The sequence below is a fragment of the Yeosuana sp. genome (assembly GCF_057126245.1).
In genome coordinates this window covers 21,162-32,144 of the sequence record NZ_DBNGMQ010000043.1, presented here as the reverse complement: position 1 = coordinate 32,144, position 10,983 = coordinate 21,162, and the positions used below count along the sequence as shown (strand labels likewise).

Below are 10,983 nucleotides of genomic sequence, written 5' to 3'. Positions count from 1 at the left end.
AATATTTACTTTCTACTTATAGTAAATATAACATATAGATTATGATAAAAAAATGTGATTGTTGATAACCTAGTTAAAAACTATAAAACCAATCAATATAAAGCGTTTTATTAATCTATATTTTTATTTAAATTCTAATGTCATGAACACAAGACAAATTAACCTTGAAAGTATTCGTCCCGAGATTTCATCAGCTACAATTAATGATACTATGAGTAGTGATGAACGATTTCAAAATTTAGTTATTAGACCTATTGTTAAGTTACAAAACGACTTATTTATTGAAGTTTTTAAAAACTATGCTAATAAACATAAAGGTTCTTTTTATGATTTAAGTATCGAAAAGCGGATTAGTTATATAGAGAATGCGATTCAAAGGGATATAAAATTTCGTAATTCACTAAAAGGGATTGTCATAGGGCTTTTTACTGTTGACGAATATAAATTATATATTCAAAATTCTTCCGCTTTAAACAAACGAATGATGCAAATAGTAAAGGATAGATTAATTAGCAATATTCAGCTTATTGAAAGACCAGAATTTTTAAAAGCGGTATAGTTTAAATTATAGAAACACCGTTTAAATCGGTCGTAAGCACATCACTCATATAATTAAAGTATGGCCTAATTGCTTTAAATGCCTCATTTACTTGAGTTATAAAATTAGATTCAAGCACCTCTTTATCCGAAAATTTCTTAATAAAAACATACTGTTTCTTTCTTATTAAATCAATGGCTTTATGCTCCCTATCAAAGCCTTTAGGAGCTGTAATTAATTCATCACCAGTTAATTCTCCCCAGGTGCTTTTAAATGTTTTGTCGTTAATAATATCTCGTATTTCTTGATCATCCATTTCAAATTCTTTTCTAATTCTAAGCAAATCCTCTTTATTTGGATCCCAAAAACCAGCAGCAATAAAACTTTCATTATGAGGTTGTATGTGTACATAATAACCACCTCTTAAATTTGGCTTGACTCTGTTAAACGACCCGCCAAAATGGGTTTTATAGGGTTGTTTGTTTTTTGAAAAACGAACATCACGGTAAATTCTAAATATCTTAAATGCATCAACATCATCATGCACTTTAATGAGATTAAATAATTGTGAATAAACCTGTTTAACATCGGCTTCAATAGATTTAAATTCTTTCTTATGGGCGTTAAACCAATCGCGATTATTATTTTTCTCTAGTTTTCTCAAGAAGTCAAGCACAGATGCTGAAAAAGGTGTATTCATTGATATAATCCTTTATTTTTTTCGAAAATACAAAAAGTCCCGATTCATTCGGGACTTTTATTATTAGTTAACATTTTTTCAAACGTTAATTTTTCATATACGATTTAACTTCAACTTGATTTGTATTTTTATTATAGTATTCCACAGAAAAATTTCCCTTAGAATCAAAATAACCAAAACCAGAATGCATGTTTCCGTTTAAAATGTAATATCCATCAGTATTTGTTGCCCAAGCCTTTCCAACTTTAATCAAATGGTCATTATCTTTATTTTTATTTTTATTTTTATTTTTTTCAAAAGCAATATCAAAACCTTTTTCATTAGGAGTAAACATATATGTTTCATCACCTAAAATATAATAAGTTTCTTGGGTTAAAACATCATAATTGTCATCGTCATCATTATCAATAATAACTGTTTTTTCAACTTTCGTTGTTGATTCAACACGATTTTGATTTGTCTTATCCTTATCTTTTTTATCTAATTCAACAGATGCTGTTTCTAGAGTAATAACTTTCACCTTCTTTTCGGTAGTTTTCTCTGCGTCTTTTGTTTTAATGGTTTTTACTTCGGTTTCTTTTTTTACTTCCTTTGGTGATTCTTGAGCAAAGAAATTTCCGGAAAGCATTATTGCAATCAATACTATTAAATTTTTCATGTATTTGTTTTTAAGTTAAATTTATAAAGTGGTATTTAGACCCTTCAGTTTTAGACTAAATATCATATACAAAGATGACCCTAAACTCTATATTGTCTGTTACATGTTTTTTATTAAGTATTGTACAATTAACATGTCTTTATTATTTAGCATTTACTAATAAAAACATAGGCTGAGATATTGCGTTGCTAAACTAAATAAATTCTATTTTATTAAGAATTAATCCTGAAGCAGGCGCTATATAATCCATCACCTCTTTACTCTCGGGTTTTAAGCTTTCTTTAATATATTCCAGGGTAATATCACCTCTTCCTAATTTTATTAAAGCGCCCATCATAAGTCGAATTTGGTTTCGCATAAACCCTTTTCCTCTTACTTTCAAAATATAGCTTTTGTTAGGAAAAAAATTAGCCGTAAACATAGTATTTTCAAAGAGTTCGCAGGTTTCAATAGTTCTGTCATAAATACCTTCATTGGTTGCTCTATAACAATAGGTTTTAAAATAATGAGTGCCCTCAAAACATTTTGCTCCTAACATCATTAATTCAATATCAAGAGGTTCTAAAATAGAGGTCATTATGGGCGCACAAAACGGATGATTTTTACTGCCTTGTGTAAACAAATACAAATATTCCTTAATTTTAGAATTTTGAATGATATTAAATTCAGAATCTACTTCCCTAATTTTTAAAGCTCTGATATCTTGCGGAAGATTATAGTTAAATAATTCTAAAAAGGAATCTAAATCTTCAATCGGGTGTTTCATAAACAATTCAAACGCCGCTTCTTGAGCCGACACCATCGCATCCGTTCTTCCAGAGCCAAGAGTTTTAAAAGGCTTGTCTTCAAGAATAAATTTTAAGGTTCTATCAATCATTAAATGAACCGTTTTTAAATGAGGCTGTTTTTGCCAACCATGAAATCGGTATCCCAAAAACTGAACGGTTACAAGGTAAAAGTATTTCTTCAAAGCGTTTTATTATAATTTTTAAAGATTTTGAAAGTAAGCCATTTTATTAAGTATGACAAAAATTTTATAAATTGTATTCTATTAACTAACTAAAACTATTTATTATGACTGAAAATGTATCAAATAAGCCACCTGTTTGGTTTTGGATTATAAGTATTGTTGCATTTATTTGAAAATGTATAGGCGCGATGGCTTATTTAAGGTCAGGCATATATGTCCGATGATGTTTTAAAAGCGTTACCAGAAGCAGAACAAGCCATTTATACAGATATTCCTGCTGGGCTACAGCAGCTTTCGCCATTGCTGTTTAGGGAGGTGCAATGGGTTGTTTATTATTATTCTTAAAAAAACGATGGACCAAAGCCCTTTTGTTTAAATTTATTTATGTCTTCCTTTTAATTCTTCTTCAATATCTTTTAAAGTAAAGCCTTTAGCTTGTAATAGCATTAAGTAATGAAATAACAAATCTGCCGACTCATAAATAAATAACTCATCATTGTTATCCATGGCTTCAATCACCGTTTCAACTGCCTCTTCACCTACTTTTTGAGCTACTTTGTTAATACCTTTTGCAAATAAACTAGCCACATAAGACTTATTGGTGTCTTTATTCGCAACACGTTCAGCTATTACATCTTCTAAGGTTGAAAAGAATCCGTAATTAGATTTATTTTCCTTTCCCCAACAGGTATCTGTTCCTTTGTGACAGGTTGGCCCAACTGGATGCACCTGAATTAAAAGCGTATCGTTATCACAATCGTTTTTAATATCAACGAAGTTTAAATAGTTACCACTTTCTTCACCTTTCGTCCATAACCTTTGCTTGCTTCTACTAAAAAAAGTGACTTGTTTTGTTTTTAACGTTTTTTGGTAGGCTTCTTTATTCATATAGCCCAGCATCAAAACATTTTTTGTTGTAGCATCTTGTATTATCGCTGGAACCAATCCGTCTTTATTGTATGTAATGTTCATAATATATATTTGTCATTGCGAATCACTTTTTAGTGATGTGGCAATCTGTTTATGTTTTAGATTACTTTGTTGTTCCTCCTCGTAATGAATACTAAAGTCGTACCTCTATATTATTCTTTTTTAATTCTTTTTTTAAGTCTGGAATCGGAATTTCACCAAAGTGAAAAACACTGGCTGCTAAGGCTGCATCAGATTTTCCGTCTTTAAACGTATCTATAAAATGCTGAACATTACCAGCACCACCAGAAGCAATAATAGGAATATTTAATTCTGAGGATAATTTGGCCAATGCTTGATTTGCAAATCCATTTTTTGTACCATCATGATTCATCGAAGTAAATAAAATTTCACCTGCACCACGTTGTTCAACTTCTTTTGCCCATTCAAATAAATCAATATCAGTCGGAATACTTCCACCTGCTAAATGCACTTTCCATTGTCCGTTTTTTTCCTTGGCATCAATCGCTACAACAACACACTGACTTCCAAATTTATCAGCCAATTCATTAACTAAATCCGGACGCTTTACTGCTGAAGAATTAATAGACACTTTATCAGCACCACATTGCAACAAGGCATCCACATGTTCAATCGATGAAATGCCGCCACCAACCGTGAATGGAATATTAACTTGTTCGGCCACATGTAATACCATGTCTAAAGTTGTCGCGCGACCTTCTAGTGTTGCAGAAATATCTAAAAACACTAATTCATCAGCACCCATATCAGCATATTGTTTTGCTAATTCTACAGGATCGCCAGCATCACGCAAATCAATAAAATTGACACCTTTTACAGTACGACCGTTTTTAATATCTAAACAAGGTATAATTCGTTTTGTTAACATTTTTTTTATTAAAACGTCATTAGGAGACACTTAGGTCGTGGTAATCTTATTAATCAGAAAGATTACCACGTCGTTTCACTCCTTGTAATGACACGTATTAAACATATTTTTCAAGTTGTTTTAAACTTATATGGTTTTCATAGATAGCTTTTCCTATTATAACACCTTCACATCCCATGTCTCTAAGGATTGGAATTTCTTCTATAGACGAAATACCACCAGAAGCAATTAATTTAATAGATTGCCCACTACTACTATTAGAACATTCAGCAATAATTTCCTTGTATAATTCAACGGAAGGCCCTTCTAACATACCATCTTTTGAGATATCTGTACAAATCACATATTGGATACTTTTTCTTTGATAGGCTTTAATAAACGGAATAACATCTTCTTTGCTCTGTTCCATCCAACCACTTATGGAGACTTTTCCGTTGTCACTATCAGCTCCTAAAATAATTTTAGCAGAACCGTATTTTGAAATCCATCCTTCAAATGTTTTAGGATCTTTAACGGCAATACTTCCACCAGTAATTTGTTTAGCGCCAGAATTAAAAGCTATATGCAAATCTTCATTAGCCTTTAATCCACCTCCAAAATCAATTTTAAGACTTGTTTTTGATGCAATTTGTTCTAAAACCTTGTAATTAACGATATGTTTAGCCTTGGCGCCATCTAGATCAACCAAATGTAAATATTCAATTCCCGAGGCTTCAAAGGCTTTAGCGACTTCAAGCGGATTTTCATTATAAACCTTTTTTGTTTCATAATCGCCTTTTGTTAGGCGGACACATTTTCCGTCTATAATATCTATGGCTGGTATAATTCTCATTACAATATTAAATATTTGATATTAAAAGTTATAAGTTTTGACTATTTCGTTTGGTAGTTTATCTAAGTGCTACTGTTATAGCTAATGACTCTTTTTTCAAAAACTTTTAATATTTAATTTTTTACTTTTAACTTTAAGAAGTTTTCCAATATTTTTGCTCCTGCTAAGCTACTCTTTTCTGGATGAAATTGAACCCCATAAAAATTATTATGCTGTAAGGCTGAGGCATAATTAAGTCCATAATCCGTTGCAGCAATGGTTTGTTCACAATGTTCAGCATAATAACTATGCACTAAATACATATATTCATTTTCTTTAATCCCGGAAAACAAATCAGACTTTAGGTTTTTTATGACATTCCACCCCATTTGTGGTACTTTTACATTATTTGAAAACCGTTTTACTTCCGTATCAAAAATTCCTAAGCCCCTGGTATTTCCTTCTTCTGTAGCGTTGCACATGAGTTGCATCCCTAAACATATACCTAAAACAGGTTGTTTTAACTTTGGAATTAGGGTATCTAACTCAATTTTCTCAAGCATTTTCATGGCACTACTCGCTTCACCTACACCTGGAAATATAATTTTATCCGCTGCAAGAATCTCATCTACATCATTTGATAATATCGCATCAATGCCCATACGATTAAAAGCAAACTGAATACTTTTAATGTTTCCTGCTCCGTAATTTATGATGACTAACTTCATATATTTTTACTTTTAGCTAACAACTAACCACAACGTGCTAAAATCTCATTTATAACATTCCTTTTGTTGATGGCAAAATCATTTTATCAATATCGCGCTTTACGGCCATTTTAATAGCTTTTGCGAAGGCTTTAAAAATAGCTTCAATTTTATGATGCTCGTTTGTTCCTTCTGCTTTTATGTTTAAGTTGCATTTGGCACCATCAGTAAATGATTTAAAGAAATGATAAAACATCTCAGCAGGCATTTTCCCAACCATTTCGCGTTTAAAATCGGCTTCCCAAACCAACCAGTTTCGTCCACCAAAATCGATAGCAGCTTGCGCATAACAATCATCCATAGGTAAACAAAACCCGTAACGTTCTATTCCCAACTTATTCCCTAAAACTTTATTAAATAATTCACCTAAAGCAATAGCTGTATCTTCAATAGTATGGTGTTCGTCGACTTCTAAATCGCCATCCACTTGTATTTTTAAATCTAGCTGTCCGTGGCGTGCAATCTGATCTAACATATGGTCAAAAAATGCGATGCCCGTATTAATTTTGCTTTTTCCAGTGCCGTCAAGATTCAACTGAATCGCAATTTTTGTTTCATTGGTATTTCGTATCAGTCCACCGCTTCTATCATCAGCTTTCAAAAAAGCATAAATTTTTCCCCAATCATTGGTTTCTAAAGCAATATAATCACTTAATTCTTCTCGTTTAACCGTAATTTCATCAACTCCTAAATGTGTTTCGTCATTTATAAAAATGCCTTTAGCACCTAAATTTTTAGCTAATTCAATATCTGTTAACCTATCCCCTATTACAAATGAGTTTTCTAAATCATAATCATCGGAAAAATACTTTGTTAATAACCCCGTATTTGGCTTTCTTGTAGGTGCATTGTCTTTAGCAAAAGTTCTGTCAATACATTGTTCTTTAAAAACGATACCCTCATCTTCAAAGGTTTTTATGATAAAATTATGAACGGGCCAAAAGATGTTTTCAGGATATACATTTGTTCCTAAACCATCTTGATTAGTAACCATAACTAATTCATAATCTAATTCTTTTACAATCCTACTTAAGTATTGAAAAACTTTTGGATAAAATTGCAACTTTTCAAAGGAATCTATCTGTTCGTCAGCAGGTTCTCTTATAATGGTACCATCACGATCTATAAATAATACTTTTTTCATACGTTACTCACTTTGAAGTTGATACAATACTTTAATTAATCCTTTATTTTCAAAAACGGTTCCAACAGTAATTCTCAAACAGTTTTCACAACCAAACTGGGTGGTTCTGTTCCTAACAACGATGCCATTCCTTATAAGTTGTTCATAACGCTTATTGGCATTATCAACTTTTATTAAAACAAAATTAGCATCAGAGTGATATATTTTTGAAACAAAACTTATGGCTTTTAATTCATTTATTAAAACCTCGCGCTCTTTTAGAATATCAGCAATCTGATTTTTAGCTATATTAGGTTGACTCAAATTTTCAATCGCTTTTTGTTGCGTTAATTCATTAACATTGTAAGGTGGTTTGATAGCATTTAATACAGAAATGATTTCGGTTGAGGCATAACAAAGTCCTAAACGAATCCCCGCCATTCCATATGCTTTTGAGAGTGTTTGAGTCACAATTAAATTTGGAAACGCTTCCAGTCTACTTAACCAACTTTGCTCTTTTGAAAAATCAATATAGGCTTCATCAATCACTACAATACCATTGAATTCTTTTATTAAACGTTCGACAGCATCAGACCTAAAGCTATTTCCAGTCGGATTGTTTGGGGAACACAAAAACAAGAGTTTACTATGGGAGTTGGCAGTATTTAAAATATCTTCAACCTTAGGTTCAAACTTATCAGATAAGGGAACTTTAATCGTTTCAATCGCATTTAAATTAGCCAAAACCTCATACATGCCATAGGTTGGAGGCAAAATAATGACATTGTCTTTATTAGGTTCACAGAACATTCTGAAAATCAGATCTAAAACTTCATCGCTACCATTTCCCAAAAGGATGTTTTTAGTTGGTACCTGTTTAATTTCAGATAAAAGCGCTTTCAACTTGTTTTGATTCGGATCGGGATACCGATTCACACCATTTTCAAACGGATTTTCATTCGCGTCTAAAAATACCATATCTGCAGGAACACCCTGAAACTCATCTCTTGCCGATGAATACGGTTTTAAAGCCTTGATACTGGGGCGTATTAAGTTTTGAATGTTCATAATTTCAAATCTTTTAACCTAATTGAAACGGCATTTTTATGCGCTTGTAAGCCTTCAGCTTCCGCCATAAGCTCAATCGTATTCCCTATATTAAGCAAGCCTTCTTTAGATATTTTTTGAAAAGTCATACTTTTTAGAAAACTATCTAAATTAACACCAGAATACGCCTTTGAAAATCCATTAGTAGGCAAGGTATGATTGGTTCCAGACGCATAATCACCTGCGCTTTCTGGGGTGTAATCTCCAATAAATACGGACCCTGCATTTATGATTCCATTGACATAAAAATCATTGTTCTTTGTACAAATTATAAAGTGTTCTGGCCCGTATTCATTAATCAACTCCAGCGCTAACGTATCATTTTCAATATAGATCAGTTTCGAATTTGCGATGGCTTTTTCTGCAATTGCTTTACGCGGAAGCACATCTAATTGTTTTCCAACTTCATTGGATACTTTATGCATTAATGTTTTAGATGTCGATACTAAAATAACCTGACTATCGGTACCGTGTTCGGCTTGACTTAATAAATCGGAAGCGACATACGCTGCATTGGCAGAGGCGTCGGCTACCACTAATAGTTCACTTGGTCCCGCAGGCATATCAATAGCCACACCATATTTGGTTGATAATTGCTTCGCTACAGTAACAAACTGATTGCCCGGACCAAAAATTTTATACACTTTTGGAATCGTTTCTGTTCCAAATGTTAAACCAGCGATGGCTTGAATACCTCCTGCTTTAATAATTTTAGTTACACCACAAAGTTGTGCAGTAAATAAAATTTCAGGAGCTAACTCACCTTTTTTATTAGGTGGCGAACATAATACAATCTCTTTACAATCCGCTATTTGAGCAGGAACCGCTAACATTAAAACGGTTGAAAATAAGGGTGCAGTGCCACCTGGAATATACAAACCAACCTTTTCAATAGGTCTTTTTTCCTGCCAACATTGCACACCATTAGTTGTTTCTACTTCAATTTTAGATGTTTTTTGAGCCTTATGAAATACTTCTATATTATGCTTCGCGACGTGTATGGCTTTTTTAAGTTTATCAGATACTTTAGAAATAGCTATTTCAATTTCTTCAGCAGTTACCATATTCGATTTTAAATCTATTCCATCAAATTGTATGGTATACTTATTTATAGCTTCATCACCTTGCTGCCGAACCTCATTAAAAATTTGATTCACCGTAGCTTCAATATCATCCACGGTTTGCGTTGGCCGTTGCAATAGTTGTTGCCACTGGGTTTTATCTGGATTATCAATTATTTGCATAAGACTTTTTTATAACACCATTTTCTCAATTGGGCATACTAGAATTCCTTGAGCGCCATTGGCTTTCAATTCGTCAATAACATCCCAAAACTCATTTTTGCTAATAACGGAATGAACAGAACTCCAACCTTCTTCCGCTAAAGGCAAAACTGTAGGGCTTTTCATTCCTGGCAACACATTAATAATAGCCTTAACCTTATCGTTTGGCGCGTTAAGCAATACATATTTTGAATCTCGCCCTTTAAGTACTGATTTTATTCTAAATTGAATCGTATCTAAAATAGCTTGTTTTTCATCATCTAAAATAGGAGAAACTGCTAATACTGCTTCTGATTTTAGAATCATTTCAACCTCTTTTAAATTATTTTTAAACAGGGTACTTCCACTAGAAACAATATCGCAAATAGCATCAGCCAACCCTATATTTGGTGCTATTTCTACAGAACCATTAATAATGTGTAGATTGGCTTTAATCCCATTATTATCTAAATAACTCTGAATGGTATTAGGATATGATGTTGCGATTCGTTTTCCATCTAAATCAGTACTATCTTTATAGTCCATTGTTTTAGGCACTGCAATACAAACTCTGCATTTAGAAAACCCTAGTTTTTCAACGATGTTAATACCATTACCTTTTTCTATAAGTACATTTTCACCAATAATAGCAGCATCAACAACACCATCTTTGAGGTATTGAGGAATATCGCCATTTCTTAAATAGAAAACTTCAACAGGAAAATTTCTGGCTGATGCTTTTAATTGATCTATGCCGTTATCAATAGAAATACCTATATCTTTTAGTAGTTCCATAGATTCGTCGTGTAAACGACCTGATTTTTGTACTGCAATTCTTAATTTACTCATTTGTTAGTTTTTATGAGTTTGAAACAATCTTAATTTGGAATTAAAAAACCCGTTTGATTGTCTCAAACGGGTTTAAAATATATGTTGAATTTATTCAATACATTTTCACTTCGCTTGATGGCAAATTCGAAAATGATGGTGATGAAATTGAATAAAACTCATGATTACTTATTTAATACGCACAAATATCTAAAATTTAAACGAATGTATCCAAATATTTGGTTTGAATTTTTTATAAATTTAATATTTTTAAGGAATATGCAATAAAATTTACGTAATCATAAGTATTTCCGTCATTAATTAAACATTATGAACCCAAACTATGTAACAGTTTTAATAATGTTCATTAAATAAAAAAGCAGTAACTTAAAGTTTCTGC

13 protein-coding genes are annotated in these 10,983 nt (G+C 32.2%); 2 read left to right on the top strand and 11 right to left on the bottom strand.

Going from position 1 to position 10,983, the window contains the following annotated elements; translation table 11 throughout:
* Nucleotides 1–142 precede the first annotated feature (142 nt).
* The gene (locus tag AC15TD_RS04565) at nt 143–559 is read left to right on the top strand and encodes a glyoxalase (RefSeq protein ID WP_484450952.1); all 417 of its coding nucleotides are present in this window, start codon (nt 143–145) and stop codon (nt 557–559) included.
* A gap of 1 nt (nt 560) precedes the next feature.
* Here AC15TD_RS04565 and AC15TD_RS04560 read toward each other — a convergent pair whose 3' ends face one another.
* The 3 genes from AC15TD_RS04560 to AC15TD_RS04550 all read right to left on the bottom strand — a co-directional run bounded on the left by AC15TD_RS04560 (nt 561) and on the right by AC15TD_RS04550 (nt 2,866).
* On the bottom strand, nt 561–1,238 hold the full coding sequence (locus tag AC15TD_RS04560; protein ID WP_484450951.1) for a DUF2461 domain-containing protein: 678 nt from the start codon (nt 1,236–1,238) through the stop codon (nt 561–563).
* A gap of 85 nt (nt 1,239–1,323) precedes the next feature.
* Nucleotides 1,324–1,896 carry a hypothetical protein gene (locus tag AC15TD_RS04555; protein ID WP_484450950.1) on the bottom strand — a complete coding sequence of 191 codons (573 nt, stop codon included), beginning with the start codon at nt 1,894–1,896 and terminating at the stop codon, nt 1,324–1,326.
* 193 nt (nt 1,897–2,089) lie between these two features.
* The gene (locus AC15TD_RS04550) at nt 2,090–2,866 is read right to left on the bottom strand and encodes a tRNA pseudouridine synthase A (protein ID WP_484450949.1); all 777 of its coding nucleotides are present in this window, start codon (nt 2,864–2,866) and stop codon (nt 2,090–2,092) included.
* A gap of 213 nt (nt 2,867–3,079) precedes the next feature.
* Here AC15TD_RS04550 and AC15TD_RS04545 point away from each other — a divergent pair, with 213 nt between their 5' ends.
* Nucleotides 3,080–3,211: a hypothetical protein gene (locus AC15TD_RS04545; protein WP_484450948.1), complete on the top strand. Its 132-nt coding sequence runs from the start codon at nt 3,080–3,082 to the stop codon at nt 3,209–3,211.
* 33 nt (nt 3,212–3,244) lie between these two features.
* Here AC15TD_RS04545 and hisIE read toward each other — a convergent pair whose 3' ends face one another.
* The 8 genes from hisIE to hisG all read right to left on the bottom strand — a co-directional run bounded on the left by hisIE (nt 3,245) and on the right by hisG (nt 10,604).
* Complete coding sequence (hisIE, locus tag AC15TD_RS04540) at nt 3,245–3,838, bottom strand: bifunctional phosphoribosyl-AMP cyclohydrolase/phosphoribosyl-ATP diphosphatase HisIE (RefSeq protein ID WP_484450947.1); 594 nt, start codon at nt 3,836–3,838, stop codon at nt 3,245–3,247.
* A 91-nt stretch (nt 3,839–3,929) separates the two neighbouring features.
* Entirely contained in the window at nt 3,930–4,685 is a 756-nt protein-coding gene (gene hisF / locus AC15TD_RS04535; protein WP_484450946.1) for an imidazole glycerol phosphate synthase subunit HisF, read from the bottom strand.
* A 97-nt stretch (nt 4,686–4,782) separates the two neighbouring features.
* Nucleotides 4,783–5,517, bottom strand: a complete 735-nt coding sequence (hisA, locus tag AC15TD_RS04530; RefSeq protein ID WP_484450945.1) for a 1-(5-phosphoribosyl)-5-[(5-phosphoribosylamino)methylideneamino]imidazole-4-carboxamide isomerase — start codon at nt 5,515–5,517, stop codon at nt 4,783–4,785.
* Between the two features lie 113 nt (nt 5,518–5,630).
* Nucleotides 5,631–6,224: an imidazole glycerol phosphate synthase subunit HisH gene (gene hisH / locus AC15TD_RS04525; RefSeq protein ID WP_484450944.1), complete on the bottom strand. Its 594-nt coding sequence runs from the start codon at nt 6,222–6,224 to the stop codon at nt 5,631–5,633.
* Nucleotides 6,225–6,273: 49 nt separating this feature from the next.
* Complete coding sequence (hisB, locus tag AC15TD_RS04520; RefSeq protein ID WP_484450943.1) at nt 6,274–7,407, bottom strand: bifunctional histidinol-phosphatase/imidazoleglycerol-phosphate dehydratase HisB; 1,134 nt, start codon at nt 7,405–7,407, stop codon at nt 6,274–6,276.
* 3 nt (nt 7,408–7,410) lie between these two features.
* On the bottom strand, nt 7,411–8,454 hold the full coding sequence (gene hisC, locus AC15TD_RS04515; protein ID WP_484450942.1) for a histidinol-phosphate transaminase: 1,044 nt from the start codon (nt 8,452–8,454) through the stop codon (nt 7,411–7,413).
* Nucleotides 8,451–9,737 carry a histidinol dehydrogenase gene (gene hisD, locus AC15TD_RS04510; RefSeq protein ID WP_484450941.1) on the bottom strand — a complete coding sequence of 429 codons (1,287 nt, stop codon included), beginning with the start codon at nt 9,735–9,737 and terminating at the stop codon, nt 8,451–8,453. Before hisD ends, hisC begins: the two co-directional genes overlap by 4 nt.
* A 9-nt stretch (nt 9,738–9,746) precedes the next feature.
* Complete coding sequence (hisG, locus tag AC15TD_RS04505) at nt 9,747–10,604, bottom strand: ATP phosphoribosyltransferase (protein WP_484450940.1); 858 nt, start codon at nt 10,602–10,604, stop codon at nt 9,747–9,749.
* Between the last annotated feature and the right edge of the window lie 379 nt (nt 10,605–10,983).

Coding starts and splice junctions, on each gene's coding strand:
- AC15TD_RS04555 (WP_484450950.1), bottom strand. CDS start 1,896: ATGAAAAATTTAATAGTATTGATTGCAATAATGCTTTCCGGAAATTTC.
- hisB (WP_484450943.1), bottom strand. CDS start 7,407: ATGAAAAAAGTATTATTTATAGATCGTGATGGTACCATTATAAGAGAA.
- hisG (WP_484450940.1), bottom strand. CDS start 10,604: ATGAGTAAATTAAGAATTGCAGTACAAAAATCAGGTCGTTTACACGAC.
- hisIE (WP_484450947.1), bottom strand. CDS start 3,838: ATGAACATTACATACAATAAAGACGGATTGGTTCCAGCGATAATACAA.
- AC15TD_RS04560 (WP_484450951.1), bottom strand. CDS start 1,238: ATGAATACACCTTTTTCAGCATCTGTGCTTGACTTCTTGAGAAAACTA.
- hisC (WP_484450942.1), bottom strand. CDS start 8,454: ATGAACATTCAAAACTTAATACGCCCCAGTATCAAGGCTTTAAAACCG.
- AC15TD_RS04545 (WP_484450948.1), top strand. CDS start 3,080: ATGTCCGATGATGTTTTAAAAGCGTTACCAGAAGCAGAACAAGCCATT.
- AC15TD_RS04565 (WP_484450952.1), top strand. CDS start 143: ATGAACACAAGACAAATTAACCTTGAAAGTATTCGTCCCGAGATTTCA.
- hisF (WP_484450946.1), bottom strand. CDS start 4,685: ATGTTAACAAAACGAATTATACCTTGTTTAGATATTAAAAACGGTCGT.
- hisH (WP_484450944.1), bottom strand. CDS start 6,224: ATGAAGTTAGTCATCATAAATTACGGAGCAGGAAACATTAAAAGTATT.
- hisD (WP_484450941.1), bottom strand. CDS start 9,737: ATGCAAATAATTGATAATCCAGATAAAACCCAGTGGCAACAACTATTG.
- hisA (WP_484450945.1), bottom strand. CDS start 5,517: ATGAGAATTATACCAGCCATAGATATTATAGACGGAAAATGTGTCCGC.